The following is a 23,529-nucleotide window of genomic DNA, read 5'->3' as shown; positions in this document are numbered from 1 at the left end:
GAAAGGGCGAGTTTAACAGTCTATGTCATTAAGTGCCGTCGTCCGTCTTGCTTGGCAGCAAAAACCTGGACGATAGCAAGTCTCAACGGGCATGGTCCGGAGGCTTATCTGAAGGGGGCGGGCGAGCCCTTGGCTGAACGCTACATCGCTGACGAACTGCCGGTTGCACAGGCGGTCGAAGGCGGCACGCAAGGTAGGCATGCAGCGCCACCCATTTCAATCCTTAGGTCTCGGCGGTGTCCAGTATGTTGATACGCTGCGCAAGGACCGTCATTCGACAAATAAAGGAAATATTCGATTTGCCAAATTGATAGGAGTGTTTGCGGGTGAACGCTACGGTGGATTCGCACTTCGACTCGATCCCAGTCTCCTCCAGTACTTCGCGCTCCATAAAAACAAGCGCCTGGCCATCGATCAGGACCTTGCGGCCCAGGACCAGAAACACACTCGAGTATTGCACGCTGACGATTAAATCAATGAGTTCTACGTAGCCTGACAAGGACTTGCTGGCTTTTGTTCAGCAGCAAGGTTGGTGAAAAAAATGCAGCCTATTAACTTGGCGAATAAAACTAACGTCTCCTCAAGATCCGGGTCTTCAAACAAGATTGAGCGTGAGTCCAGCGCGCATAAAGCGCCAAAGAGGCGTCCATCAGGAAGGAAGATAGGCGCGCCTGCATAACTTTCCAGTCCGTATTGCTTGACGACATGGCGATCTGAATATCTGTGATCGCCACTGATTTTTGGAATGAAGAGGGCTTTGGGGTTTCTTCTCAGCTCGCTGCAGAGGGTGATTTCCAACTCCAGGGTATTTCCAGCCTCTATCCCTAAATGCGTTGGGTCGCACACTGAGCAAACTATCCAGTCCTTTTCCGTGAATTTGGCAATGCCTGCAAATCGCATCCCTGTCAGGCGCGTAACAAGCTGCAAAATAGTGCTCGTGGCCTCCAGTTCAGCTATTTCAGAGCGTTCATCTGCGCTCAGCACAGAGTGCAAGGCAATCTCATGAGAAGCCATTTTTATCCTCTGCTGTCTGTCGCTGAGCGTGTCACTGTTGATTTGTGAATCTGTGCCATGAACCCTGCACTGTGCTTGATCCAGCTTTTAAGTCCGGAATCGGAGAACCAAGTCGTTCAAGTTCACGGCTAGACGTGATAATTCATTGCTTGCAGTCAACGTCTGGCGAGTGCCCTCAGTGCTTTGAATTGCCAAGTCACGAATGCTTATAAGACTGCGATCTACGTCACGTGCAACGTGAGCTTGTTCCTCGGAAGCGGTCGCGATCTGAATATTGCGGTCGTTGATTTCCAGCACGGAATCAATAATTTGGCGCAGCGATTGGCCTGCTTGCTCTGCCGTATCTCGCGTGGTGTAAACCTCAGAAGTGCTCTTGTGCATCAACTCCACTGCGGCTGAAGAACCGGCTTGAATGGTGGATATCATCTGTTCAATTTCCTGGGTCGAAGTTTGGGTGCGGTGCGCCAACGCCCGAACCTCATCGGCCACCACTGCAAAACCACGGCCCTGTTCACCCGCACGTGCCGCTTCAATTGCTGCATTCAACGCCAGGAGATTCGTTTGCTCGGCAATCGCCCTGATCACACTCAGCACTTTGGTGATGTCTTGAGCCTGGCCTGCGAGTTCTTTCACCTGGTCTGAGGAGACTTCGACCAGTTCCGTCAGTCCGCGCATGGCCGTTAACGTTTCAGTCACTTTTTGATTGCCCAGATCAGCCGCCAAGCTGGACTGCATGGCCGCTTCAGATGTGGAGTTGGCATTGCGCGCGACCTCTTCGACGGCGACGCTCATTTCGGTCACTGCTGTGGCCGCTTGCTCGATTTCGCTGTTTTGCTGCTGAAGGGTGCGATCGGCACTTTCTGTGATCGAAGTCATTTCGACAGCTGCGGTACTCAATTGAGCAGACGCTCCCGAGATTTCTAAAATCGTGCTTCTGAGATTTTTCTGCATCCGATTGAGTGCATGCATCAAGCGCGAGGCTTCGTCTGAACCTGTCACTTCAAGGTCGTGGGTGAGGTCGCCAGACGCGATATCTTCCGCCAACTTCAGCGAGGCGCTGATGGGGCTGACGATGCTTTTAGTGAACAGGGTCGCCAGGACGATGGTTAAGATAAATGCGACTACCAGTACCGAAATCAAGACGTTAACGCTATGGGTATATACATCTGTCGCGTCTTGCCCCGACACCACCGCCTGACGCGCATTTTGCTCACGAAGAATGGTTAGCTGCTCCTGATAGGCGCCTGCTCGCTGTGCCTGCTCTGTGTTCGCAAAAAGAACAGCTTGGTCATGATCAGCAATATCGAGGGCAAGTACGTTCTTGAGGCCGTCGATGTAGACATTCATAGCTTGGCTTGTCTTCGAAAACTGCAGTTCATCCTGCTGGCCAGAAATCAGGTGTTCACGGTAAAACTCGGTCTTCGACTGGAGCGTCTGTATGGCGCCTTCGACCAATGACAGCGATTTATCATGCACATCCTTGGTCGTGCTCGACAGCATGCGGATACTTTCAAGGCGAGCATGGAGCAGGGCGATTTGAATGTCGTCAATGACCTGGATGCTGGGCAATGAGTTTTGCTCGATGTCCTGCTCTGCATTACGCAGGTGATCTATCTGCAGATACGAGAAGCCCGCCAAGCTGATGAGCAGGAGTGTGATTAGCCCAAAGCAGACGAAAGCCCTGCGCGCGATATTCAAGGATCTTAATTTCATATAGGCCTCCGAAGGCCGGGATTTATTGGCGTGGCAATCCACGTCATTTTGTTGAGCGCGAACAAAACAGACTGTTCATGCAGCACAGTGACTCTCGGCTGCAGCTTGGGGGGGCAGACGTAAATCCAGGAATACAAAAGAATGAATCGAGATAATAGGCGCGCTAAATAATTGCGCGCTTATGAGTTTGAGGTGCTCATGCCGTAAGTGGGCCGGAGGGGAGTTTTCGATTAATCCAAGCGGGGGTGTGCCGCAACGACGGGCTCACCGTTGCAGGCTTCGCGCATTGAACTACGCTTGCCGGGAGCGCTCTGACTTCGATCATTTTGGTAACTGATAGGGCATCATGGACAAGCGGCTTGCGGGTCTGTCAATACTGCTGACCCTCGGGTGGGTCGTCACGGTGGCGGCCGTCATGTGGTATTTCTACGACAATTAATCTGAAGGCCGAATCGATTCAGGCCTTTTAATCCTGACGTTCCCCAGGGCCGTATCGCCTTTGCACCCCGCGAAGACTTCTGATGGCATATCCCTGATGCAGTCACAACCTTACCCGTGGAATGGCTCGGGCTGCTCAACCGTGACCCTGAACTGCTTAACAGAGCGCTTTCTGGGTTACCCGAAGATATGCCTGTGCGCAGGATGCTGATCGACTTAGCGCTTGGCGGGGTTGGCCATGCCACCCATCATCTTGACGAATCTTCCTTCTTAGGCAGCGTTGACGAGGCGACCTCAGCGCTGGAGCGTGCCAGACGACTCATAGCAGAAGCCCCTGATCCCGAAGCGCTGGCGTATCTGACATCTGAAGTGCAGCATTTCGACCGCCTCATCGCGGACTGGAAAGCCTATTCGGAAAATCCCGTAGGCGGCTTCCCCGAATGGTGCGCGAAACTGGGACGAGACTACACAGATTCCGCCAAGGTCTACTACGAGAGATGAGGCGGCGACAGATCCAGCGCGCATCAGGTTTCCTCAAGAGCGAGTAGGTTTTCATAGCAGTTTGAGAGCGGCGAAGGATCACATCTGAATGTGGCATCGGTGTTCCTCCCTGAGGCGAACAGCGTAGCAGGGAGCTTCTTCGGTGTGGCGCCGTAGGTTGCCGCAGACACCGCAAAGAAATTGAACACGCCCTGCCAAGCGCAGGGCGTGTCTGACACTACTTGCCTAGCTTTTTACGAACGTCAGTCACCATCGGGCCTACGGCCTTAACCGCGTCTTTGAGCTGTTGCTCTGTTACCCCGAACGCCTTCGTCCAGTGCTTTAGCTCCCAAGGTTCTGATGTGTTCACTCGAGCACGATCTTGAGGCCCACGGTTTTTCAGATCATCAGACATACTCCACTCCCTGCGGGTTGGCCTGGAGGGCCCAGGCGACTCTCGATAGAGCATGGGAAAGTATGGGTAGTTCGATTGAGGTTACAGGAGGGTAAATTGCATTCGGCTGGACGCCGCAGGAGGGCAATTGCGGAACAGGTGTGTCAATTGCGGAAAAAAGAAAAGGCCTGCATGAGTTTCCTCATGCAAGCCCTTGATATCTATGGTGCCCGAACCCGGAATCGAACCGGGACGCCCTTACGAGCGGGGGATTTTAAGTCCGCAAGGTATTCTTTTAAATGAAATAGGTTAGCGTATATTCTGCACCGCTATGGGTAGTTTTTACCTTGCTTGCAGCCCTTTGTTTTCAAGGGGGTTAAAACTATTGCGGTGCAAAATTTACTTGGTCGGCGTGACCTTTTTGCCGATCCTCTTGCGGATGTAGTTCTCTGTCATAACGACAGTTGTGTGCCCAAGTTGGTCGCGAGCCTGCAGGATGTCACCGCTGGATTCTGCCTTGTCGGTGCCAGCTTTTGCGCGCAGATCGCGCATCTGAAAGTCCCCTTTCTCAACACCAGCCGCCTCACGGGCCGCGTCAAACCTACCTCGCAACATGCTGCTGGTCATTGGCTGCCCGTTATCCATAACGATGAGCCTGCTAGTGCGGATCTTGTGCCCGTCCTTCCTGGCCATGATTCGATCAATCACCACCTTCAGCTCCCCGGTTATCTCAATCCTCCTTTTTGCATTCGTCTTGCCTTGCTTCACGGACAGCCTATTGTCGCGGATATCTCGCTCATCCATTTTTAGGGTGTCCGCGATGCGCTGGCCGGTCAGATAGAACAGATCAAGTGCATCCCGTAGCGGCTGCTCGGCGTGCTGGTACACCAGGGCGAACATCTCATCCTCGATGTATTGATCGCGACCCGATTCCTTGTGTCCCTTCACGCCGGCGCACGGGTTGGCCAAGGCCGTATAGCCGCTGCTCCGGGCAAAGTTCCAGATGGCGCTAAGTAACGCCTTCTCGCGATTGGCGCGCACTGGCGCCGTCTTGCCGCGCTGGCGCAGGTACTGTACGACGTGTTGAGGCTCGATCGCTTCCAGTGGTGCTGGCGGATCGTCGAAGAACTTCAACAATTGCTTCAGCTCTCTGGCGTTATCCTTCTGCGTCGCTAATCCTTTGGTGGGCACCACCTCGAGCATGTAGATGTTCGCAACGTAGGCAAAAGTGAGTACGTCCTGTACCAAGGCCGAGGACACGCGGCTCTTCTCGAGCTTCGCGTACTCCACGATAGCCATTCCGTAATCGCTGCCCAGGGCGATCTCTTTTCTGGGCGTGCCTCCGAGGTCGTAGTAGTAATAGATTTTCCCGCTGCGCTGCTTGCGCTTCCTGAGGCGTGTGACGCTATCAGGGTTTGTTGGCTTCCTTCCCATTTAACTCACCAGGCGTGGCTGCCATTTTGGTTTTTCTGCTGATGCTGCGACCGGTTCGCCGGTAAGGGCGTTGGCGATGACGCAAGGCCAACCGCTGCGCTTGATGGTGTGCCGAATACCGTTTCTTTTCAGAACCTGCACCTGGCCGGCTTTCGTTTTTGCGCCTGTGAGCGTGCAAACTTCCTCGTGCGACAGAAAATGAATATCCATGTTTACCTCCCGCCGCCAGCTGTAGGGCGCGCCGCCTTGATGATGTGGATGACCATGCCGAAAGTGATCAGCAGCCAGATGCAGGTTCCTGCAAAGGCGCCGAGGATATTTGCCGACTCGCCATCCATGAGCAGGCAGGGGCCGATCCAAAAGAACCAGCATGCCGTGGCTGATACATAGAGCAGAACGCCCAGCATCAGCAGGGTGAGTTTTATTGCGTACATGGGGTGTCCTTGCCGCGCTGGGCGGCAGAAGGTGGGTTAGGTCGTGGCTTTCTTGATTGCGGCTCGCGCGTCGAACATGGCGTAGTACAGGCGATGGAAGATCGCGCAGCTCGGGTCTTCGTGGTCGTCGCCGCCGTGCTCAAAGATTCCGTCGATGGTGCCGCTGTAGTTGCTGGCGATCTGCTCGCATTCGCCCGCTATCTGGGCGAGCGCCATGAGAGCTTTCAGCAGTTGCTCGCTGCTGGCGCGTTCCTCCCGACCGATATCCCAGAAGCGCTGGCCCCAGTGCCCAGCTGGTGGCGGGTTGGTGTTTTGCACGCCCGTGGCCAGGGCACCGACAACGCAGTCCAGCAGGTCACGCTTGTAGGCGTTGTCGCCGTCGATGCTCAGGCCGTTACGGCGAAGCGCGTCGAGGGCGTTGTTCAGGTTCGACTCAGGCGAAGGCAGCACCAGGTCAAAGTCTTTCTTGCCTGGGCGGCAGGCCACCACCAGCAGTTCGCAATCGAGCGGCAGGTGCTGCGCGATATCCGAGATCGCTTCGATAGCGGCTTCGCGGAATGCATTCTTTTCTTCGGACATAGTAATACCTCGCCCGCCGCTCACCGGCAGGCACTTGTGATTTAATGAAATGAATTCTTAAAGGTAACGCGAAATGGATAAGGCGTTTAGAAACCCGCTGTTTTTGACTGGGATCCCGTTGGCAGTCTGCGGTCTCGCGATAACTGCGCCGGCCCTCTGGATTCCCGGTTTGGTACTGATGGCGTGTGGATGGGCGAAGGGCAAGAAACAGCCTTGATGCTCACCGGCAGGCATGTAGGGGGATTGGGGTTAGATGAGTTCGGCGGGTACCTTGATGGACTTGCCGGCGGTCTTCGTCAGCACAGCCCGGCATACCGCGATTGCTCGGGTTTCGCCGTCCATGCGCTCAAGTGGATCGCAATTCGTATCAGCTACCCATGCGAAATCGTGGCCTTGCTCAACCCATACGGTGTACTTGGCTATCAGTCGCTCGCATTGGCGCCTATCCACTGGGTCTGTATCGAAGGAAAGCTGCAACTGTCCAGTGTCTGTTGGGACTGGAACCTGACCCTCGATCGACTCGATGGCCCAGCGGAGTGCAGGTCCGGACAGCATCGTGGTTGGAACGCTGACCATCCTGCTCATGGCCTCGGCCCTTTGTAGATGAAGACGTAGGCGAACCAGAGGGTGGCGATCATGGCGTCACCCGCTTGAACTCGACGCCTGGCGCCAAGTAGCTCCGGTTGTAAATGATGGATTCGATGGTGCTTACGCTCACGCCAAACTCGGCCGCGAGATCCTTGACGCGCGCGCCGGCTCTCCGCCTTGTGCGAATCGCCACAGCTTGGCCACCGGTCAATTTGGCGCCGTGATGATTGCTCCCGCCGAGATACGTGCCGTGTCGTTTTCGATCCTCGGCGTTTTCAGTATTGGTGCCGTACTTCAGGTTTTCGGAGGAGTTGTCTGAGGACACCCCGTTCAAGTGTCGAACTACCAAGCCATCTGGGCATGCGCCGTGAAAAGCATCCGCCACCAGCTGATGAACTCCGATAGGTCGAGACTTCCCGTTAGGCAGCATGACCGACGCGGTCTTGTAGCCCTTGCTGGTAGTCTGCTGCGCGAGCTCATACATAAAGGCAGGGTCAATGGTGGAAACTGATCCACGCTGAGCCCCTTGCCCGCGACGGCGGTGGGAAAACACTCGGCCATCATTGGTTGCTGAGTATCCGGGGAATGAAGGACACGGTTTCATTGCTCGACCCTCCGAAATGAAACGCACCAGACCCATGGGTTGGCGCCCCAGTCGCCGCCGACGGAGTTCCAGAGGTTGCGGAACGCGGATACGGCATCAACTCCAGAAATCCCGAACTGCTGATGAGCGCCAGGCGGGTACTTCCTTTCAGCATGGGAATAAAACACCTTGCCGTTTTCCTGGCCCTGCCATATCAAACCCTCGGCAACGGCCTGCTCTTCGCTGATGTCCTGCAACCGCTCGATGCGCACGTCGGTGATCTCCAGCAGGATGCGGCTGACCCAGCGGGGCATATGGATGGATGGGCGGCCCTTGCCTGGCTTGATCATCGCGCATCCGGTTTGCCTGGCAGCCCCGTCCGCTGCGTAATGAATCGGCTCGCCTTGGCTCAGGTCTCGCGGCGCGACCGCATCAACCTGTTCATCTGCCGCCCAGGTCTCGCGCACCCACAGCCGATCGCCGCGCTGGCCATATGGGCATCCGCCGTACATTGCGAGCTCGGCGGCGCACTCCTGCTCGGTCGCGCCAAACGCAGCGAATCCCCAGCGCGGATGGTCCTGAACAACGGCAATCCACTGATGATCCGGTGAGTCGGATTTGCTGCGGCTCGGGATCTGATTGCCTTTGACCGGGCGGCGCGTGACGGTCTTTTGTCCGCACAGAATCGCGCGAACCATTGCACCGCTGAAAAGAATGGGCCGCTCTTTATGGAACGGCTCAGGCGCCGGACGCGGCTTGGCCATTTTCGCCTGGCATCGCATGCAGCTTACAAGTTCACGGTTGTGGGTGCCGTCCCACTCAACTTCGGATTCTTCGTTCAGCCCGCAGGCCGAGAGCGACCAGCGCTCATTGTCTTGTGTGCAACCTGAGTCGACGATCAGGTGGTTTTTCCTGGCCATGGGTCGTCCTTGCCGCTATAGCGGCTGACTTTGAAGGGGGAGGGGTTACAGAGAGGGGTTGAGGCGTTTCAGTTCGTCGAGGCAGGCGTTCCAGCCGACAGGGATGTAATAAGCGTGTCCGCCTACGCCAGCCACTTCGCGGCGCTCAGGCAGCACCACCGCTACCGGCGCGGGCTGCTCGAGACACAACCCAATTTTGCGAACAAGGCCTGGCGGCGTTGGCAAGTGCGACCATTGCAGCGCAACGAGGCCGCTTCCCTCTGGCCCGTGACAGATCCACGCCACCGGCTTGCCATTGGACTGGGCGGCTTCAAGCTCAGCGATACGCTTCTTCAGATCGATATTTTCATGCATGTATTGCATGTGCTTGTCGAAGCTCCCAACTGGATCGCCCTGGGGCTGGGCGGCTGGGTTCTGACCAGCAATAGACCAGTCCTCATACGCTTTGCGTGCCGCGTCCTTTGCATCGCGCAGTTGCACGGCATTTGCATTTGGCGCAAACAACGCACGCAGAACATCAGGCTTAACGCTGATCAGGCTTCCAGCTGACTTCTCAGGTGCATCCAGCAGGGCGCGCAGCTCGGCGCGGGCCCTCTCTTGTCCGTTGGGCCTGTACGGGTCCGAAACTCTGTACAGAAGCTCACGCGGCACGCCGTCAATCGTTTGGTTGGTGGTCATCCGCGAACCTCCACGTCTGTTGTGATGGCCTTGACGACAACGGGGCCAAGAATTCGGACACCGCGCTTGTCATCCTTAAACGCACGGTTAATCCGGCCGATGGCCTCCTCTCGGGCTTGGCGGTACACCTGGTCAATCTTGCAGTCAGGCCCCCAACTGCCAAGCCCTGAAAGCTCAATGGTCAGAGTTACGGTTGCGCCCGTCGTAGTGCGCGCTATCGGCTTGCTCATAATCACCTCAACGAATCAGTTGTCTGTGCCGGTGTAGGTGCGCCATGGCACCTTCGCGCCGTTGACCAGAAAGCCCCAGTCACCACGCCATTTGCTGGTGATGAACAGGGTGTAGACGCCGCCTGGCGACAGTTCGTCTATTCGGTGGTACTCGCCATGGTTGAGGCGGGCGGTGTCGCCGGCGCGCCGGTCGATGTATTCGGTGGCCTGGGCTCCTGTGGGAACGTTCAGACCGGACAGCACAGGGTCTTCATGATCGAGCAGCCGCTGCTCGGTGTACCAACCCTGCAGGATGATGGTTCGCGCGTTCCAGGGATGGTCATGCAGGTCCCGGTCTTCGTCCGGGCGCATGATGTGGTGCACACGGAACGACCACGGGCACCACCACAGCGCCGGCTTGTGCGTGTCGCGGGAGTAGGGGTTGAACAGCCACCAGCGGCCCATGTACATCTCGGCGCCGTCGGCGGACATGATGTGCAGGTACGGTGTGCGCTGGGCGCGGGTGATGAGCCAGGCGGCAACCGCCGGGCGTGCAAGCAGTTTTGCGACCAGGCGCCAGAACAGGTTGATCACGGGGAGTCCTTGCCGGGCCATGCCCGGGCGGTAGAGTGGGGGAGTCAGAGTTGTTGCAGAAGGCGCCGACCTATCCAACGAACCACGGTGACAGCTTTGGAATTGCCGATCGCCTTGTAGCGAGGACCGTCAGGGCATTCGCTGGCAGGCTTGCCGCGCCAGGGGATCAGCGTGTAGTCGTCGGCCATGCCCTGGAGGCGTTCGCACTCGCGCGGAATCAGACGCCGGACGGATGAGCCAATCTGAGCTGATGGCATTCCCTGACCTGCTTTGCCACCGCCACCGCTCAGGGCGCCGGTGATGCCGCCGTCACCATCTTCGTATCGCAATTCGGCCCGTGAGTTCTCAGCGAATGCAGCCACAATCGGCTGGCCTCGCCCGGCCCCGTCCTCGCTACCGTCGAACCCTTCAGCCTTCAGCGTGTGCGTGATGTCTCCAGTGATGCAGACGGCAACCTGGCCGCCGGCGTTGGCGTGGCTTCGTGAGTGATTCATTGCGCGCAGGGTAGGGGCGATCTCCCCTGCGTCAGCGCCGTGATCCTTGCAGGAGAATGCCAGCACCGCGTTTTCCTGGCCGTTGTTCCTGCCCAGGGCAAAGGCGAGCTTGTCGCTGACACCGGGGTCTTGCGTGCCATGCACTACCAACAGGCCTTGCTCGGCATCCTGTGTGGTGGCGCTGCCAGCCGCCTTGCCGTTGGCGTTGAGCGTTCCGGCGATCAGATGTCCCGCCTGCGCGCAGTTGTCATCCGGACCGCCGCATGAGCTTCGGAGCGCACCAACTACAAGATGCCCTGCAGCCGCCTCATCGGCGCCTATCCGCCAACCTCCACCAGGTGATGTTCCGGCAAGAGTTCCAACGGTTTCATGGGGCGACTGAACAAAGAACGTCTCGCTGTCCAGATCGTTCCGGCCTTCGTGGTGGGTGAGGGTGCCAGCCTTTTCGATTGAGCCGGACATGCGCCCGGCGCCGAAGGCTGGGATACCGCCGAACATCGATACCGCCGGCCCGAAGTCGCCTTCGCAGTTCGGGCAGCCATAAGCGCCTAACTGCTCTGGAAAGACGTACTCGCATCCTTCTCCGCACTGGAGCGCAGGGCCGAAAGGAGCTGTTCCGGTAACGTCCTGCCCCTGGCCCCGGCTCGGCGCAGTATCCCGGCGCACGCCTTCGCGCTCAAAAAGTACCTCGGTGGGATCGAACCCGTCTCGAGCACTTGCGACAACGAACACACGACGGCGTCGTTGGGCCAGGCCGAAATATTGGGCGTCCAGGACCCGCCACGCGATTGTTCTTTTGGGTCCATACACACAACCAGCGTCCTGCCATTTCTTCCCTGGAGGCTGCAGCTCGCAGTCTTCCCCAGCAAGCGCGCCAAGAAAGCATCCGAAGGCGTTCCCTTTGTCGCTGAGGACGCCGGGGACGTTTTCCCAGACGATGACGCTGGCGGGCTTTCGCTGGCCGGCGCGAACATAGTCAACTGCATCTGCAAGCTCCACGTATTTGATGGTGAGGGCGCCGCGCGGGTCGGTGAGTCCTTCGCGCATGCCGGCGACCGAGAAGGCCTGGCACGGGGTGCCGCCGACCAGCACGTCCGGCGCCGGGATCTTTCCGGCCAGCACCAGGGCGGCCAGCTTGGTCATGTCGCCGTGGTTCGGCACGTCGGGGTAGTGGTGGACCAGGACCGCCGAGGGGAACGGCTCAATCTCGGCGAACCAGGTGGCGCGCATGCCCAGCGGGTGCCAGGCCTGTGTCGCGGCTTCGATGCCGCTACACACTGAGCCGTAGGTGATATCGGGCATAGGGGATCCTCGCCGGCTGGCGTGATTCGTTGATATGGGGTATTGGTAAATCTATCCAAAGCGCTTGAGGAGTGGACATGTCGATCTGGGTTTTGGAGTCCGCTTACAGGTACGCGAAGGCATCAGCAATCCTTCTTAACGCGCATCTTTCTTACGAGAGCGAGGTTAACGCTGCCTTGGCCATGGAGCTTTTGATCAAGAGCCTGCTGGTCGAAGCAGTGGATAATCCGAGAAGAGGAACGGTACTCGAACAGTACAGCACCAGGCATATAAAGTTGAAAGATGGGCACGATCTGATTGGGCTTTACAATCAGGTTCCCGCTGATGTTGCGGAAAAGGTCGGACTGGCCTCTCAGGTCGGTCTGTTGGAAAGCAAGAAGGACATTTTCAAAAGTCTTCGCTACATTTACGAAGAAAAAGCGCCGCGAGGGTCAGACAACTTACTGCTCCAAACGGTGTGCTGGTTACTCCCTCAGGTCGTTGCCCACTTCGTCGACGCCGGCATTGAAGACAAGTGGCTGATGTATATGAAAGCCAATCCGCATCTAATGATGGCTCATTCAATCGGCACCTATTGAATTCCGTCATGAGTTGGTGATGGCAATTCAGGCTTTGCTGGGGTATTACGGGTGACCGGCATGGAGCCGAATCAATGAGCGTGCTTGATATGAGTAAACAAAGTAAATCTTGGAAACCTATAATTTTAGGGCTTCTCGCCGTTTTTTTTGTGATTGGTGTATACACCGCTTACTATATTTTTCTGTATGCGGGGTACGAAACATCAATCGATAGTAGTGGTAACTTAACCGGCGTTCGCTCGGGCGTGTTTGGTGACGCATTTGGAGTTTTGAATGCTCTTTTTTCGGGGCTAGCGTTTTCTGGTGTATTAATTACTTTATTGCTTCAGAGGAAGGATTTGGCTGAAAGCCAGTTGCAAAATGCCAAGCAGCAAACCGAGTCGCAGTTTTACAGTATGTTGACGCTGCAGCAGCAAGTGATTCAAGGATTTGATCTGCACGTAAATAGAAACGATCTTCAATATACTATTGAAGGGCGAGACTGTTTTAGGGATTGGCATAGAAAATTGTGTCGTGAATATAATGCGAACTATGAAGATGGACGGAGCAAGAGCTTCCGGGCAGGCATGGCATACGAGCACGTTTTACGATCTCACCAAGGTGATTTAGGGTTGTATTTTAGAAGTTTGTACTCCGTTTTCAGGTTCGTTGAATTGGCTGAGTATGGAGACGAAAAACACTTGGCACGGGTGGCGCGATCGCTTCTGTCGGACTACGAGCTAGTCTTTCTGTACTATAATTGCTTGAGTCGTAAAGGTAGTAACTTTCAGAAGTATGCAAATACCTATGAGCTATTCGACAATCTAGATATCAACTTGCTATTGGATGTTGGTCACGTACTTTTCATGGAGGAAAGGGCGTTTGGTAAGAATATGGAGGCCCTAGCTGCACTTAAGAGTTTGAAAGCGCCGGCGCAATGATTTCATCCCCTGGATCGCGCTTCAACTCAGCTAAGGTTTGATTCCGAAACTCCAGCGCCACGTTTTTGCTAATCACGATTTCGTGGCGCTCTTTCAATGCTTCCCGCGCACCGTCTGGCCCAAGCGAATGAACATAGCGTAGACAGCCTTCAATCACAGAAGCTTGTTCGGTGTCCTCACTCCAAGCCATGAGCTCCTCCAGCTTCTGCCGCGTGCCGAGCCTGCAGCGGTGCCGCAACTCCTTCTCGTCGAACTCGATCCGCTTCAGCGCGGCTTTCGCTGATCGCTCTCGTCCAGTCTTGGCCATGGCCTACCTCTTCTATTCCGCTGGCCGGCAGTGCGAGCCAGATTTGTCGTTTGCGTTGCTGGATGCGGGCTATGCGGCGCATGAATCGACCTTCACCTGGTGCCAGGCGCCGACGGCTTCGAAGATGCGTGCGGCGTGTACCTCGTCCAGCGACATCGCTTCAGGAATGGCAATCCAGCCCGACGCTACCATCTGGCTTTGATTGGCCTCGTCGCGCAGCTTCTTGTAGCAATGCTCGATCACGTCTTCCAGGTGGTCGGAGAGGTAAACGCCATCGGGCGCGACCTCCACCGACTTGCTGTAGCGGTCGCCGCGGGCGTCGATGCAGAGGGCGCTGAGGTAGATCGTCCAGCGGTGGGGGATACCGCAAACGGCTTGACCGATCTTCCCGGGCGCGATGTTCTTCAGCGACTTGTAATTGATCATGCCCTGGCGGCCGCTGGGGTCGATGTTCACCACTGCGACGTGGTTGGCGGCCAGCAGCGAACGGCAGGACCGGTCAATGCGGGCTTTGAGGTTGTGGGGTTTGCGCTTGCTCATAAAGCCTCCGCGAGTTTGCGCAGCGCTTCACGCTCGGCCCGGGTGATGAGCGGCTTGCGGCGCTTGAGGATGGTTGTCGGATCGACGAACTCCGAACGCTTCGCCGGGGCTGGATTGATCGCCGGGCTCTTGCCGATTGTGAGCTTGCCGCCGGCGGCCAGGTGCTGATGTACCTGGCTGGAGAGCTCCAGCGCTTTCTCGCGCCGGAACTCGATATCAGATCTGAGGTTGCTGATCATGCTGCCGCCTTGCCGAGTGTCACCCCGGCCATGCTGAAGTTTGCACCCTGCGACGCGACCATTGCGTCGAGCGCTTCCCAGTTGACCAAAAGGACAGTGGTCGGCGCCTGACCGTATGCCACTGCTTTGATCAGTGCCTCGAAGTCCGTCACGTTGGCCTGCAGCTCTACCTGCTCGCCCGCGTGGCTCGTTACTGGCTTTGTAGCCTGGGCGACGGGTGCCGCTGTCTGAACTGGCGTGGCGCGGACTGGCTCGGGCGCCGCCACTTTCTCCACGACTGGCTCTGACTTGATGGCTGCCAGTCGCTGGGCTTCCTGCTCTTCGGCGATGCGCTTCGTGTCGGCCTTTGCCTGCTCCGCCTTCTGGTGTTCGGAGATGCGGAATTTGATCAGCGTTACCAGGTCATCGTTTGCCTTGGTCACCAGCTGCTGCACGTCGCTGAACAGGAAGGCATGATCAACGGCGAGCTCCGCCAGGCTGGTCAGGTTCAAGCGGATGCCGTCGGCTGTCTGACTTGCATCGATCTTCGCCCGGGCCAGCTCGGTATCTACCGCGTCCTGGAGGCTGGCGATAGTGCGCTTGTTCTTCATGGCGCCGGCGAAGTCCGAAACGACATGAGGCAGGGTGACTTTGCCAAGGGTCTTGTTGATTGCGGCGATGTGATCCGCCAGTGCCAGCTCGGCTTTCTGCTTGATGTTGGTCTTCACCAGCAGTTCCTGAGCCTTAACCAGCTTGTCGACCTTTAGGCGGGTCTCGCGGGCATGGGCGCTGATGCGATCCAGTGACGAAAACAGCTCGTCGATGCTTTGGGTCTGTGACAGGGCCTGTTTCTTGGCAACCGACACGGCCTCTTCGACATCACCGCACCACTTGACTGCCTTCTTGGCGTCGGCGAAGTCCTGGTCGGTGGAGAGTGTAGTTTTTACCGAGTCGATGACCGCCAGGGCCGAGTCTTCAAACACCTTCAGGTTGCTGGCGGTAACCATGCCGGTCAGCTCGATGCGCAGCGCTGGCAGCTCATCAGGTGCCTTGCCGACGACGATTGAAGGCGCGTCAGCCATCTCGAAGTTCACCAGGTCAGCCTCGAACTGTTTCCAGCCCTCGATCAACTGGGCTGCGCGCCCGGCCACCGGCCGGTACTCCATGTGCACGAAGTTCTCCGGCGTGCCGTCCGAGCAAACAAATATGACCCGCTCAGCGCCGCTCACCAGCAGTTGCTGCTCAAGCTGCCAGTAGTAGTGCGGAGCCAGGTCGCCCGCTTTCACCTGGGCCACGACTGACTCATTCCACAGTTTGTGCTCGAACAGTGTCTCGCCGAGCATCGTGGCGCCATCCATGGATGCCAGCAGGTTGCCCTCGGTGGCAACGATCGGATAAAGCTCTTCGCCGATCAGTGCTTCGGCCAGTGGGCGGGCCAGGGCTTCAGTAGCGTGGCCTTTGTCGAAGATAAACTGCTGAGAGGGCGTGACGTCCGGCGTGATGCCGGTCTTTTTGGCTGCCAGCAGGTCCGTGCGGGTTTGGTACTTCGAGGCACCCATCATTGCCGGGGCTTCGGAGGCGGTGCGGAACTTGGCGCGAAGGGCGAGCCACTCGGCGGAGCCTTGAGCTACGTTGTGAATTTTCATGCTGAATCTCCATCGAGGGCTTTGAGGTTGGTGATTTTTTCAATCTGCGCCGGACTCAGCGTGTACTTGCTGCTGATGGTCGCAATGAGGTGTTCAGGGCTGGTTCGGTTCGAGTCGATAAGTGGCTGCCACTTCACGATGTTCTCGGTCAGCAGTTCGTCGGAGTAGGCGGGCAGCGCTTCCGGTTCAGGCTGGGCTTGCTGTCGTGGGCTGACATCGCGCGCCGGCTCCTCGAACGCCTTGCCTTCCATCTCGTCGGCCGTTGGCGCTGATCCGACTTCAGGAAAAGCTTTGCGCAGGGCTTGGGCCTCGGCGCATTTGGCGAGCTGGGCAAATGCTCGACGCTTCCACATGGCATTGGGCGCCGCGGTGTCCTTGCTTGATGTCGCGTAGTTCTCAAGCCAGCGCTCGTTGGCGGTGTACTCGGCAACCAGCCCGTTGCTCATCTGCCGCTTGACCGTCACGCGGCACCATTCGGGATACGTGACTTCTACACCGCTCAGCTTCGCCGTTACTGGAGGGCCATATTCAGGCTCGCTGATACCAGCGTACTGGCCGGTGCGTGCCGCTTGAATGCGGTACAGGCCGATGCCCGGCATCACCGTGTCCTGCATCTTTTTCGTCTTCGAGTTCCAGATCGGGACGATGTGCACCGGCTTCAACATTGGGTCCAGGTGCGCCGCCTGGCAGTAAGCCAACACCATCACAACAGAGTTCTTTTCTGCGCCGGGGTAGAGGCTGCTGCTCAGCACTTCAACGAGCGCGGCCTCCGACATAGCAGGCGTGTTGTCGTCCTGCTTCATTACTGCGGACATGGGGATTCCTTGCCGCGATGCACGCAGCGATTGAAGGTGTTGGTTATTGAGTGATTCGATCAGCGAGGGCGCTGAGCAACATCAGGAAGGTGCAGACAGAAAGGGCAGAGAAGGAGCCGCGCCAGATGAGTAGGCGCCGGGTACGCTGGCGGGTGGTCATGGCCAGGGCCTCAACTGCTGCAACACCAATTCGTGCAGTGCCTTACCGTTTCGGCTCACGCGTTGCCCGCGCAACTGCCATTTTTTCGTGCTGGGCCAGCAATCGATCATTCGCCCATCGGGAAGCGTAAGCACGACGTGGTAGCCGTTGTTGTGCTTTTTGTGAGCGATGCCGGTGCGAGACAGCCAACCGTCAAAGCGCTGCATGGCTTCGGCCTTCATGCGTTTTTTGTGGCCTTCTGGATTCGACTCGCTGCCTTCGCCGCCACAATTACGGCAGCAGCGCGTGTAACCCACATCCTCGCCGATGAACTCGCAGCAGCTCATGCAGTGGCTGCCGTCTTCGATGTTATCTTCAAAGAAACTCACGGCCGAACCCTCACCGCAATGCGCCCGCCCTTGATTGCAGCAGCAAGCTTGGGCGGCAGTGCCGATACCGGTAGGTCGCGCGGTAGGCCGGCGCCGAGGATGGTCAGGCTGCGTTCGATCTCGGCGATCTGCTCGTCGATCAGTGATTTAACCGGTGCAGTGGTCATGCAGCCTCCTTGCGGTGCCTGGTGATTTTCAGCAGGCGCTGGCAGTAGTGGTTGAACTCTTCGGTGGTGATCGCGTCGCCGGTAAGCATGTTGGTGATCATCCGCGCCACCACCGCCTGGGCACCTGGCTCGCTGTCGGGATGCTCAAGGCTTTCTAAGGCCTCATCGATCAGGATGTGCGGGCTCATAGGTCTGCATCCACGTCGTCTTCGCGCTCTTCCCTTTCCGCTGCTACCGCGTCTTCGGCATAGGGCCTCAGCAGCGCTACAGCGATCTTCTCGACCGCTTCAATGGGCCGTTGCTGGCCCAGCAGGTCAGCGGCGTGGGCCCGGGCATCGCTCTGGCTGCCGAGCATTGCCGACAGCAGCAGGCGGGCAAACGAATCGCGCGGGTCCAGGCCGTCTATCTGGCGCTGGTTTAGGTGGCCCTGCAGGACCGTGCAGAACCGGTCGAATGTCACGACCTGCGGTTGGCCGTAGCGGCGCTTCCACTTGATGTCGACGCCGCACACCAGGCGCTCCGCCGAATGCGCAAGCCAGTCCGTCACCTCGTCGCTCTCGCTGACCTCTGGAGGCAACTGAGCGTCGAAACGCTCCTGGCAAATATTCAATGCTGCGTTCATGCTCGCCTCCAGGCTGGCGGGTCAGTCGTGGTAGCTGATAACTCGGTCGATGCTGTGCACTTCCATCACATCGATGTGTTCAAGCTCTTCGATGGTCTCGACGAACTCATCAAGGTTGCCGTTTCGGTCGAGAGTGACGATTGCCCACTCAGTTACGAGGCGAGTGATCTTCGCTTTGACCCGGCGAGGCTTTGCGGAATCGCTCATGGCGACCTCCAGTGTTTGGGGTTACGCGGTGGCTTTGGCGATTGCGGCTTTTGCCAAATCCCGAATCTCATCAACGGTGATTTGAAGGGCCTCGTGCGAAGTGCAGGAGCCAGTGCATGGCCCGCATCCACAGTCATGTGGTCGAGCAATGCGCTCAAGCGCCTTAAACAGATCCGGCGCGGCGGCTATTAGCTTGGCGTTGGCCCATTGCATCTCTGGCCGCCTGCCAAAGAGCACGTCTCCAGCACTAACGGCGTTCAGGGCGTCCGCAACCACGCATCGTCCAGCTGAGATAGAAATCTGGCCGGAACCTTCGACCACGCCGTTAATATTCCACGGCCCCGGTGTGTGCTTCGTTTCCATGACTCTCTCCATTCGTTGGTTCACCTGTATTCGTCAACACTCATGCCTCCCGCTGGTTGCCGATGGGCGCGGGGGAGGAGTGCTGACGTAATAGAGGTGGGGAAGGGGGCGCAGGCCCGCAACTGGCGACGGCCTGGGTTTGCAGCGTCAAGTTGTCCTGGTGCGCTGGGGTGGCCTACCGGAGTTCCGGCCGATGCGCGGTGACATCGACGACCTACTGTCCGCTGCCTGTAGGAGTGTTGGACGCAGCCTTCAGGCTTGCCACGCCGCGCGGGTAAATCGATGATCTACTTCATGGCCGTATCTCCTGTTGTTCGCTCACTGGGAAGGCAGTGGCCACCTATTGAGTCTGCATCGGAGATCGCTCGAATCTGTCTGGCGAGTAAACCGTCTTCGCCGCGTTGTTCGTCGCTCTGGCTCGGGTAAAGGTGGCCACCCTGCTATCTCGGGGCAGTCAGCCGAGCGATCTCCGATACAGCCTGCTCCGTCACGCAGGTGGATCGGGCAGTTAACGACAGGCTGTCGTAGCGCTGGTTGTTCAGTGGTGCAGCGTGCCCCGGCCGAAGGGCTTGAAGCAGCAAGCGCAGACTGCCACGCCTGTTTCCTGTTGGATCTCAATGCTGCGGGCGGTGCTGCGGTACATGTTCGCCGCGAATGTCAGCCCGGCGCGCCCAGCTTCATCCGCAGCGAGAAGCCATTGCGCGATTGCTGGGTTCGGTGTGGCTGGTGCGGCCAGCTCGATCTCGATTTGCATCGTCTTGCCCTCGGTTGTTTTCCCAATGCACCCGACCGAACTGCAGTTGGGTGCATCAGTGAAAATTTCCGCCGTGACCCGCTACTGGCGTCGGTCACCGGCTTGAATCAAATGTCACTCCAGCCGCGGGCCTTTCGGCTTGTTCTCCCGCTGGATAACTGTTCTTGGCGCTTTACGCTGCACGCCCGGGTCAGTTGCCAACCCTCTGAACCGTTTAGGCCGGTTCATCGCTGCCTTTGAATCTGGGCCGGTGGTGATCCGGCAAGTGGTGTCGCTAAAGAGCGGCGCAGCTTTCGCTGCTGGCCGGCGGTGTTCATTGCTGGCTTGAGTTGAATTTAAGCAAGCTGAAATTAAAGTGTCAAGCATACTGAATGAATAAATTCAGATTGCTGAAATTTATAGGCGATAAAAAGCCCGCTCACTGGCGGGCTCTTTTATGAGTCGCAGTACTCGCGCCAGCCGATCCGGACGCCGCCGTCTTCCAGATGCTCGATCCTGATGCCGGCGGTGTCGCTGATATCCTGGATGATCTGGTGCCAGGCTTCAGGGCTTTCGTCGTCGCGCCTAGATACTTCCACCAACTGGATTCTCTGGACCCGGGGAGATGCGATCAAGCGCTGCAGGCGATGGCCCACAAGCTCGTAGGAATTTCTCGGTTTGGGTGTGGGGTAGGGTGTCTGATTCATGTCTCGCTCCTTGCGAACTCTGTATGCATGCACAGTATTTGCACTGACATATCTTGGCAATAGTGCGGTACGAAGTTTCATGCATAAATGCATATTTTTAAGGAGGTATTTTTCGGCGGGCATGAAAAAGCCCGCGCTTGGCGGGCTTGAGGTTGATCGGGAGAGCTACGCGTCAGGTGCCACAATATGGATTTCGCCGAGAAGGTCGCTCACTGAGCGGATGTTGTCGCGCGCACCTAGCGCCTCAGCCTCCGAGGCAAATGGTCCGACAGCGACGTATTTCGCCGATCCTTTCGTGGTCGGGAGCCCCAGGCGCTTCACTGACCGGGTTGCCTCTGCGTGAGCCCATGGCTCGCATTCCACCCGCACAGTCCATCCTGACATCAAGGGTGCTTGTGAGGACAGTACTGGGAGCACGTCACCACCACAATGTTTGCACTTGATGGCTGCTCTTTTGATGTTCTCTGCACAGAGCGGGCAGGGGCGGGTATCTGTCTCGGCCGCTGATTGCGGCGCAGTGGATTTTCCGCCGAGAAGCACCATAAGCAAGCCGGCGAGTATGATCACTCCGCCGACAATCGTGTGCACCTGGCGGTCTGCCATGAGGCCCAGGTTGTTTACCCGGCCACCCGCGCCGGTCGAGACGGACACATCCATACTCAGCGCGAATATGAGCCAGCAGATGCCGGCTATCAGCGCGAACGTCCCAAATCCTTTCATTGGATCCCTCCGTAATTGAGCTCGCACTTTACCATTCGTGGCGTACAGCCACCATTGGCGGGAAGCCTGACGGGAGTGTGGCGTGTGCAAAATCACCATAAAAGGTTTGATTGAGTGACCTGCATTGCTGATCATAAAGCGCTTAATCAGAATGGAGCGGTTATGACACGGGTATGGAAGGTTTCAGCATTTCTCTGGTTGGGGCTCCTCAGCTCCTGCACGATGACAGGACCAAAATTCACGCCACTTGAAAACGTTGACTCTCAACGTGGTGTTCTCTACGTATACAGGCCCAGTAATTACGAAATGGGCCTAATGACCGCTTTGATTTCTTTGGACGGAAAGCAGATAGCGTCTCTAGAGAACGGCGGTTACGTAGCTGTGCCTATTACGCCAGGTGAGCACACGATCACCCAGAAATGGAAGGCCGGAATTTTGGGCAATTCCGATCTTGAGGGGGGCACCACGACCACTGTAGTCGGTGTTAAACGATCAGATGCCTCCTACGTTAGCCTCACATCCAATAGCACGAGAGTGCAGGCAAAGCGATTCAATGCTGTCGCTGTTGACCTGCAGTGGCAGCTCAATAAAGTGCCTCCGGATCAGGCATTGCCCGAGATTTCTCAATGTAGAAAGGTTGAGGCGATCTAGCCCGACGGCGGGCGATACCTGGAGCCAAATCGCAGACAAAGAAAAGCCCGCACTGGGCGAGCTTTCTGTAACACCTGGGGTGCCGATCCTTCAGCGCACCCAGTGTGCAATCTCGCGGATTGCCAGCTCAATGGTGGCACGACGAAGGGCAGAAACAAGAAACCCGGCGCTGGGCCGGGCTTGTTACTGTGCATTAAATTAGCTCAGGAAATGTTTGGCTGCAGCACCGAGCGCGGCTGAAGCTAATGCGCCGATAACCACGGCAGCTCCGAGGTATTTAGCCATAGTAACCTTAATGCCATTTACATCTTCAGAAACCTTTTTGGTATCGGTTTTGATGCTGGACACATCTTTTTCAATACGATCAAAACGGGATTCTGAGATTTTTTCCCAGGCTTTATCTCTCTCTGCCTGCGCGGCAAGGAATCCGGCGAATTTTTCGGAGAGCGCAGCATCTCTGGCAGTTTGTTCGGCGCGGAATGACTCCTGACGGAGATCGAGTTCGCGGCGAAGCTGACTGTCACGAAGCGCAATCTCATTTCTGTAATCAAAAACGCGCTTTTCTGCCTCGTGCTCCATCCTGTCGATACGCTTATCCATCCGCTCTTCAATAGCAGATAACGTTGAGCTCAGTTCTTCACGCGTGATGTCGTTCATAGCAGCAGTATTGGACGTTTTTGTGCGATTGTCACCCCTGACGAACTGCGCCCTAGGTAAATGTGCCTCAATGAAAATTCCTTTTTCAAATTTACTCATCTTCGATTTCTACAGATTTGGGGTTATCTATCCACTCTTTTATTCTCGCAGCGCGATGTGAACGTAGCAGCCCGCAATTCAGACATTCAATTTCTAGATTGAGAATTGATCTTCCACTAACACTTAGGCCTGACTTTTTAAGGGCGCAAGTGTCGTCATCACCTTTTATGGTTGGTATTTCCCACTCTGCCGTGCCGCAAGCCGAGCACAAAGCTTCATCGCATACCGACTCGAAAAAGCTCACGGCCTCATCAAATGATATTCTCAATGGCTCATTGCCGTCCGGCGATGCCACTGGCTTATCCTCGCTCACACGTATCTCCATGCGCTCCGCGCTCAATTGAACTGCTAAAGCATCCCGTCGCGCCAAACCACGTGCCCAGTGATGCGAATCTCGTTTATCTCCCCATCAGCGTATCTTCGCCGTGGCGCACCTCAGTAAAACTTCTGCAGCGCCTGGACAACCACGCCCACGATCCGACAGTTCTCGTCGACTGCCTCAATCGGGTAGCTTGGGTTCAGTGGCTTCAGGAACAGCCGTCCGCCATCGCTGACCAGCTTTTTGAATGTGGCTTCGTTGCTGTCCGGCAGTTTGGCCACGACCAGCTTACCTGGTGCAACTTCAGCCTCAGTGTCCACAAGGATCAGCGTGCCCTCGGTGATGCTCTGGCCGGCGGGCGCTGTCATCGAGTCACCTTTGACCGTCAGCCAGAACGCCGGGCCTTTGGAGTCGTACTCCGAAAACTCGTAGGTGTCCGAGATTCCAGCCGGGTAAGGCTCCACTGCTTCCGCCCAGGCGCCGGCGGCAACCCAACTCACTACCGGATAGCGGAATGATTTGGTGGGCTGGACGGCGGGGGAGACATTCGACTCTGAAACCTCGCGCTCTTCACCTTCACCGATAGCAAGCCACTCGGCCCGGAAGCCAGTCGCTTTCGCCAGCGCGTAAAGGTTCTCCGGTCTGAGGCTTTTGCTCTCACCAGTAATCCATTGAGTAACGGCAGAATTTGCAACGCCGCAAAGCGATGCAATTTCCCCTTTCTTTTTTCCGCTGACCTGTATGGCGCGGGCGATGCGTGCGTGTCTTTCCATGGACTCAATATTAAGTTAACTGAATTTAAGCATGCAGTAGGCAGAAAACACCATTGATGCCATAACTTAAGCATGCTTAAATTGCGGCAGGCTCGAACGAGGATG

At 57.0% G+C, this 23,529-nt stretch carries 33 protein-coding genes and 2 pseudogenes; 5 read left to right on the top strand and 30 right to left on the bottom strand.

What is annotated here, in order from left to right; translation table 11 throughout:
* Nucleotides 1-199 precede the first annotated feature (199 nt).
* Nucleotides 200-472 (top strand): hypothetical protein, encoded by a 273-nt coding sequence (locus AC19YS_RS25760; protein ID WP_339385055.1) that lies wholly within the window; start codon nt 200-202, stop codon nt 470-472.
* An 11-nt stretch (nt 473-483) separates the two neighbouring features.
* Here AC19YS_RS25760 and AC19YS_RS25755 read toward each other — a convergent pair whose 3' ends face one another.
* The 3 genes and pseudogenes from AC19YS_RS25755 to AC19YS_RS25745 form a co-directional block, all read right to left on the bottom strand.
* Nucleotides 484-1,014 carry a GAF domain-containing protein gene (locus tag AC19YS_RS25755; RefSeq protein ID WP_106579221.1) on the bottom strand — a complete coding sequence of 177 codons (531 nt, stop codon included), beginning with the start codon at nt 1,012-1,014 and terminating at the stop codon, nt 484-486.
* An 87-nt stretch (nt 1,015-1,101) separates the two neighbouring features.
* Nucleotides 1,102-1,701 (bottom strand): annotated as a pseudogene (locus tag AC19YS_RS25750) (methyl-accepting chemotaxis protein); the annotation flags it as partial.
* Between the two features lie 306 nt (nt 1,702-2,007).
* A pseudogene (locus AC19YS_RS25745) lies at nt 2,008-2,727 on the bottom strand (MCP four helix bundle domain-containing protein); the annotation flags it as partial.
* Between the two features lie 642 nt (nt 2,728-3,369).
* Here AC19YS_RS25745 and AC19YS_RS25740 point away from each other — a divergent pair.
* Nucleotides 3,370-3,666 (top strand): hypothetical protein, encoded by a 297-nt coding sequence (locus tag AC19YS_RS25740; RefSeq protein WP_200625270.1) that lies wholly within the window; start codon nt 3,370-3,372, stop codon nt 3,664-3,666.
* Between the two features lie 217 nt (nt 3,667-3,883).
* Here AC19YS_RS25740 and AC19YS_RS25735 read toward each other — a convergent pair whose 3' ends face one another.
* The 10 genes from AC19YS_RS25735 to AC19YS_RS25690 form a co-directional block, all read right to left on the bottom strand.
* Complete coding sequence (locus AC19YS_RS25735; RefSeq protein ID WP_200625269.1) at nt 3,884-4,060, bottom strand: DUF3606 domain-containing protein; 177 nt, start codon at nt 4,058-4,060, stop codon at nt 3,884-3,886.
* Nucleotides 4,061-4,438: 378 nt separating this feature from the next.
* Complete coding sequence (locus tag AC19YS_RS25730; RefSeq protein WP_500602935.1) at nt 4,439-5,473, bottom strand: site-specific integrase; 1,035 nt, start codon at nt 5,471-5,473, stop codon at nt 4,439-4,441.
* Nucleotides 5,474-5,683 carry a DUF4224 domain-containing protein gene (locus tag AC19YS_RS25725; protein WP_065869984.1) on the bottom strand — a complete coding sequence of 70 codons (210 nt, stop codon included), beginning with the start codon at nt 5,681-5,683 and terminating at the stop codon, nt 5,474-5,476.
* A gap of 2 nt (nt 5,684-5,685) precedes the next feature.
* Nucleotides 5,686-5,907, bottom strand: a complete 222-nt coding sequence (locus AC19YS_RS25720) for a hypothetical protein (RefSeq protein WP_500602934.1) — start codon at nt 5,905-5,907, stop codon at nt 5,686-5,688.
* A gap of 36 nt (nt 5,908-5,943) precedes the next feature.
* The gene (locus tag AC19YS_RS25715) at nt 5,944-6,486 is read right to left on the bottom strand and encodes a hypothetical protein (protein ID WP_500602933.1); all 543 of its coding nucleotides are present in this window, start codon (nt 6,484-6,486) and stop codon (nt 5,944-5,946) included.
* Between the two features lie 634 nt (nt 6,487-7,120).
* Nucleotides 7,121-7,558, bottom strand: coding sequence for an HNH endonuclease (locus tag AC19YS_RS25710; protein WP_498294896.1), 438 nt, complete (start codon nt 7,556-7,558; stop codon nt 7,121-7,123).
* 116 nt (nt 7,559-7,674) lie between these two features.
* The gene (locus tag AC19YS_RS25705; protein WP_500602932.1) at nt 7,675-8,577 is read right to left on the bottom strand and encodes a hypothetical protein; all 903 of its coding nucleotides are present in this window, start codon (nt 8,575-8,577) and stop codon (nt 7,675-7,677) included.
* Between the two features lie 45 nt (nt 8,578-8,622).
* Entirely contained in the window at nt 8,623-9,255 is a 633-nt protein-coding gene (locus AC19YS_RS25700) for a hypothetical protein (protein WP_500602931.1), read from the bottom strand.
* A 245-nt stretch (nt 9,256-9,500) separates the two neighbouring features.
* Entirely contained in the window at nt 9,501-10,058 is a 558-nt protein-coding gene (locus AC19YS_RS25695) for a hypothetical protein (protein WP_500602930.1), read from the bottom strand.
* 44 nt (nt 10,059-10,102) lie between these two features.
* A complete protein-coding gene (locus AC19YS_RS25690; RefSeq protein WP_500602928.1) occupies nt 10,103-11,854 on the bottom strand; it encodes a DNA cytosine methyltransferase in 1,752 nt (583 codons plus the stop codon).
* A 77-nt stretch (nt 11,855-11,931) separates the two neighbouring features.
* Between AC19YS_RS25690 and AC19YS_RS25685 the strand changes: the two genes are divergently transcribed.
* Together AC19YS_RS25685 and AC19YS_RS25680 are read left to right on the top strand one after the other, a co-directional pair.
* Entirely contained in the window at nt 11,932-12,432 is a 501-nt protein-coding gene (locus tag AC19YS_RS25685) for a hypothetical protein (protein ID WP_500602927.1), read from the top strand.
* A gap of 74 nt (nt 12,433-12,506) precedes the next feature.
* Nucleotides 12,507-13,352, top strand: coding sequence for a putative phage abortive infection protein (locus AC19YS_RS25680; RefSeq protein WP_200625349.1), 846 nt, complete (start codon nt 12,507-12,509; stop codon nt 13,350-13,352).
* On the opposite strand, the gene AC19YS_RS25675 is transcribed toward AC19YS_RS25680, so the two are convergent.
* The 14 genes from AC19YS_RS25675 to AC19YS_RS25610 form a co-directional block, all read right to left on the bottom strand.
* Nucleotides 13,324-13,659, bottom strand: a complete 336-nt coding sequence (locus AC19YS_RS25675) for a hypothetical protein (protein ID WP_200625348.1) — start codon at nt 13,657-13,659, stop codon at nt 13,324-13,326. The genes AC19YS_RS25680 and AC19YS_RS25675 overlap by 29 nt on opposite strands.
* A gap of 69 nt (nt 13,660-13,728) precedes the next feature.
* Nucleotides 13,729-14,199, bottom strand: coding sequence for a hypothetical protein (locus AC19YS_RS25670; RefSeq protein WP_500602926.1), 471 nt, complete (start codon nt 14,197-14,199; stop codon nt 13,729-13,731).
* Nucleotides 14,196-14,438: a hypothetical protein gene (locus AC19YS_RS25665; protein ID WP_500602925.1), complete on the bottom strand. Its 243-nt coding sequence runs from the start codon at nt 14,436-14,438 to the stop codon at nt 14,196-14,198. Before AC19YS_RS25665 ends, AC19YS_RS25670 begins: the two co-directional genes overlap by 4 nt.
* Nucleotides 14,435-16,063: a YqaJ viral recombinase family protein gene (locus AC19YS_RS25660; RefSeq protein WP_500602924.1), complete on the bottom strand. Its 1,629-nt coding sequence runs from the start codon at nt 16,061-16,063 to the stop codon at nt 14,435-14,437. The genes AC19YS_RS25665 and AC19YS_RS25660 overlap by 4 nt, the downstream gene beginning before the upstream one ends.
* Nucleotides 16,060-16,866, bottom strand: a complete 807-nt coding sequence (bet, locus tag AC19YS_RS25655) for a phage recombination protein Bet (protein WP_500603023.1) — start codon at nt 16,864-16,866, stop codon at nt 16,060-16,062. The genes AC19YS_RS25660 and bet overlap by 4 nt, the downstream gene beginning before the upstream one ends.
* A 168-nt stretch (nt 16,867-17,034) precedes the next feature.
* A complete protein-coding gene (locus tag AC19YS_RS25650) occupies nt 17,035-17,406 on the bottom strand; it encodes a hypothetical protein (RefSeq protein WP_500602923.1) in 372 nt (123 codons plus the stop codon).
* Nucleotides 17,403-17,573 carry a hypothetical protein gene (locus tag AC19YS_RS25645; RefSeq protein ID WP_017528181.1) on the bottom strand — a complete coding sequence of 57 codons (171 nt, stop codon included), beginning with the start codon at nt 17,571-17,573 and terminating at the stop codon, nt 17,403-17,405. The genes AC19YS_RS25650 and AC19YS_RS25645 overlap by 4 nt, the downstream gene beginning before the upstream one ends.
* The gene (locus AC19YS_RS25640) at nt 17,570-17,761 is read right to left on the bottom strand and encodes a hypothetical protein (protein ID WP_500602922.1); all 192 of its coding nucleotides are present in this window, start codon (nt 17,759-17,761) and stop codon (nt 17,570-17,572) included. The genes AC19YS_RS25645 and AC19YS_RS25640 overlap by 4 nt, the downstream gene beginning before the upstream one ends.
* A complete protein-coding gene (locus AC19YS_RS25635; protein ID WP_500602921.1) occupies nt 17,758-18,195 on the bottom strand; it encodes a hypothetical protein in 438 nt (145 codons plus the stop codon). Before AC19YS_RS25635 ends, AC19YS_RS25640 begins: the two co-directional genes overlap by 4 nt.
* Nucleotides 18,196-18,216: 21 nt before the next feature.
* Nucleotides 18,217-18,402, bottom strand: a complete 186-nt coding sequence (locus AC19YS_RS25630; RefSeq protein WP_448209229.1) for a hypothetical protein — start codon at nt 18,400-18,402, stop codon at nt 18,217-18,219.
* A 21-nt stretch (nt 18,403-18,423) separates the two neighbouring features.
* Nucleotides 18,424-18,765, bottom strand: a complete 342-nt coding sequence (locus AC19YS_RS25625; protein ID WP_500602919.1) for an XkdD/Y8K6 family phage-associated protein — start codon at nt 18,763-18,765, stop codon at nt 18,424-18,426.
* Between the two features lie 538 nt (nt 18,766-19,303).
* Nucleotides 19,304-19,519, bottom strand: coding sequence for a hypothetical protein (locus AC19YS_RS25620; RefSeq protein ID WP_500602918.1), 216 nt, complete (start codon nt 19,517-19,519; stop codon nt 19,304-19,306).
* A 434-nt stretch (nt 19,520-19,953) separates the two neighbouring features.
* On the bottom strand, nt 19,954-20,205 hold the full coding sequence (locus AC19YS_RS25615; RefSeq protein ID WP_500602917.1) for a DUF1654 domain-containing protein: 252 nt from the start codon (nt 20,203-20,205) through the stop codon (nt 19,954-19,956).
* Between the two features lie 165 nt (nt 20,206-20,370).
* On the bottom strand, nt 20,371-21,060 hold the full coding sequence (locus AC19YS_RS25610) for a hypothetical protein (RefSeq protein WP_500602916.1): 690 nt from the start codon (nt 21,058-21,060) through the stop codon (nt 20,371-20,373).
* A gap of 27 nt (nt 21,061-21,087) precedes the next feature.
* Here AC19YS_RS25610 and AC19YS_RS25605 point away from each other — a divergent pair, with 27 nt between their 5' ends.
* Nucleotides 21,088-21,576 (top strand): hypothetical protein, encoded by a 489-nt coding sequence (locus tag AC19YS_RS25605; protein ID WP_500602915.1) that lies wholly within the window; start codon nt 21,088-21,090, stop codon nt 21,574-21,576.
* A 198-nt stretch (nt 21,577-21,774) separates the two neighbouring features.
* Here the strand turns inward: AC19YS_RS25605 and AC19YS_RS25600 are convergent, their stop codons facing one another.
* The 3 genes from AC19YS_RS25600 to AC19YS_RS25590 form a co-directional block, all read right to left on the bottom strand.
* Complete coding sequence (locus tag AC19YS_RS25600) at nt 21,775-22,332, bottom strand: hypothetical protein (protein WP_500602913.1); 558 nt, start codon at nt 22,330-22,332, stop codon at nt 21,775-21,777.
* The gene (locus AC19YS_RS25595) at nt 22,325-22,645 is read right to left on the bottom strand and encodes a hypothetical protein (protein WP_500602911.1); all 321 of its coding nucleotides are present in this window, start codon (nt 22,643-22,645) and stop codon (nt 22,325-22,327) included. The genes AC19YS_RS25600 and AC19YS_RS25595 overlap by 8 nt, the downstream gene beginning before the upstream one ends.
* A gap of 122 nt (nt 22,646-22,767) precedes the next feature.
* Complete coding sequence (locus AC19YS_RS25590; protein ID WP_500602910.1) at nt 22,768-23,424, bottom strand: LexA family protein; 657 nt, start codon at nt 23,422-23,424, stop codon at nt 22,768-22,770.
* Nucleotides 23,425-23,529: the final 105 nt, after the last annotated feature.

This window comes from Pseudomonas sp. MF08831 (assembly GCF_059862645.1).
This window is presented reverse-complemented; position numbering and strand designations above follow the sequence as displayed.

Excerpts from the sequence above, each read along its gene's own strand:
- AC19YS_RS25760 (WP_339385055.1), top strand. The coding sequence starts at position 200 with ATGCAGCGCCACCCATTTCAATCCTTAGGTCTCGGCGGTGTCCAGTAT.
- AC19YS_RS25755 (WP_106579221.1), bottom strand. The coding sequence starts at position 1,014 with ATGGCTTCTCATGAGATTGCCTTGCACTCTGTGCTGAGCGCAGATGAA.
- AC19YS_RS25740 (WP_200625270.1), top strand. The coding sequence starts at position 3,370 with ATGCTGATCGACTTAGCGCTTGGCGGGGTTGGCCATGCCACCCATCAT.
- AC19YS_RS25735 (WP_200625269.1), bottom strand. The coding sequence starts at position 4,060 with ATGTCTGATGATCTGAAAAACCGTGGGCCTCAAGATCGTGCTCGAGTG.
- AC19YS_RS25730 (WP_500602935.1), bottom strand. The coding sequence starts at position 5,473 with ATGGGAAGGAAGCCAACAAACCCTGATAGCGTCACACGCCTCAGGAAG.
- AC19YS_RS25725 (WP_065869984.1), bottom strand. The coding sequence starts at position 5,683 with ATGGATATTCATTTTCTGTCGCACGAGGAAGTTTGCACGCTCACAGGC.
- AC19YS_RS25720 (WP_500602934.1), bottom strand. The coding sequence starts at position 5,907 with ATGTACGCAATAAAACTCACCCTGCTGATGCTGGGCGTTCTGCTCTAT.
- AC19YS_RS25715 (WP_500602933.1), bottom strand. The coding sequence starts at position 6,486 with ATGTCCGAAGAAAAGAATGCATTCCGCGAAGCCGCTATCGAAGCGATC.
- AC19YS_RS25710 (WP_498294896.1), bottom strand. The coding sequence starts at position 7,558 with ATGTATGAGCTCGCGCAGCAGACTACCAGCAAGGGCTACAAGACCGCG.
- AC19YS_RS25705 (WP_500602932.1), bottom strand. The coding sequence starts at position 8,577 with ATGGCCAGGAAAAACCACCTGATCGTCGACTCAGGTTGCACACAAGAC.
- AC19YS_RS25700 (WP_500602931.1), bottom strand. The coding sequence starts at position 9,255 with ATGACCACCAACCAAACGATTGACGGCGTGCCGCGTGAGCTTCTGTAC.
- AC19YS_RS25690 (WP_500602928.1), bottom strand. The coding sequence starts at position 11,854 with ATGCCCGATATCACCTACGGCTCAGTGTGTAGCGGCATCGAAGCCGCG.
- AC19YS_RS25685 (WP_500602927.1), top strand. The coding sequence starts at position 11,932 with ATGTCGATCTGGGTTTTGGAGTCCGCTTACAGGTACGCGAAGGCATCA.
- AC19YS_RS25680 (WP_200625349.1), top strand. The coding sequence starts at position 12,507 with ATGAGCGTGCTTGATATGAGTAAACAAAGTAAATCTTGGAAACCTATA.
- AC19YS_RS25675 (WP_200625348.1), bottom strand. The coding sequence starts at position 13,659 with ATGGCCAAGACTGGACGAGAGCGATCAGCGAAAGCCGCGCTGAAGCGG.
- AC19YS_RS25670 (WP_500602926.1), bottom strand. The coding sequence starts at position 14,199 with ATGAGCAAGCGCAAACCCCACAACCTCAAAGCCCGCATTGACCGGTCC.
- AC19YS_RS25665 (WP_500602925.1), bottom strand. The coding sequence starts at position 14,438 with ATGATCAGCAACCTCAGATCTGATATCGAGTTCCGGCGCGAGAAAGCG.
- AC19YS_RS25660 (WP_500602924.1), bottom strand. The coding sequence starts at position 16,063 with ATGAAAATTCACAACGTAGCTCAAGGCTCCGCCGAGTGGCTCGCCCTT.
- bet (WP_500603023.1), bottom strand. The coding sequence starts at position 16,866 with ATGAAGCAGGACGACAACACGCCTGCTATGTCGGAGGCCGCGCTCGTT.
- AC19YS_RS25645 (WP_017528181.1), bottom strand. The coding sequence starts at position 17,573 with ATGACCACTGCACCGGTTAAATCACTGATCGACGAGCAGATCGCCGAG.
- AC19YS_RS25640 (WP_500602922.1), bottom strand. The coding sequence starts at position 17,761 with ATGAGCCCGCACATCCTGATCGATGAGGCCTTAGAAAGCCTTGAGCAT.
- AC19YS_RS25635 (WP_500602921.1), bottom strand. The coding sequence starts at position 18,195 with ATGAACGCAGCATTGAATATTTGCCAGGAGCGTTTCGACGCTCAGTTG.
- AC19YS_RS25630 (WP_448209229.1), bottom strand. The coding sequence starts at position 18,402 with ATGAGCGATTCCGCAAAGCCTCGCCGGGTCAAAGCGAAGATCACTCGC.
- AC19YS_RS25625 (WP_500602919.1), bottom strand. The coding sequence starts at position 18,765 with ATGGAAACGAAGCACACACCGGGGCCGTGGAATATTAACGGCGTGGTC.
- AC19YS_RS25620 (WP_500602918.1), bottom strand. The coding sequence starts at position 19,519 with ATGCAAATCGAGATCGAGCTGGCCGCACCAGCCACACCGAACCCAGCA.
- AC19YS_RS25615 (WP_500602917.1), bottom strand. The coding sequence starts at position 20,205 with ATGAATCAGACACCCTACCCCACACCCAAACCGAGAAATTCCTACGAG.
- AC19YS_RS25610 (WP_500602916.1), bottom strand. The coding sequence starts at position 21,060 with ATGATCAGCAATGCAGGTCACTCAATCAAACCTTTTATGGTGATTTTG.
- AC19YS_RS25605 (WP_500602915.1), top strand. The coding sequence starts at position 21,088 with ATGACACGGGTATGGAAGGTTTCAGCATTTCTCTGGTTGGGGCTCCTC.
- AC19YS_RS25600 (WP_500602913.1), bottom strand. The coding sequence starts at position 22,332 with ATGAGTAAATTTGAAAAAGGAATTTTCATTGAGGCACATTTACCTAGG.
- AC19YS_RS25590 (WP_500602910.1), bottom strand. The coding sequence starts at position 23,424 with ATGGAAAGACACGCACGCATCGCCCGCGCCATACAGGTCAGCGGAAAA.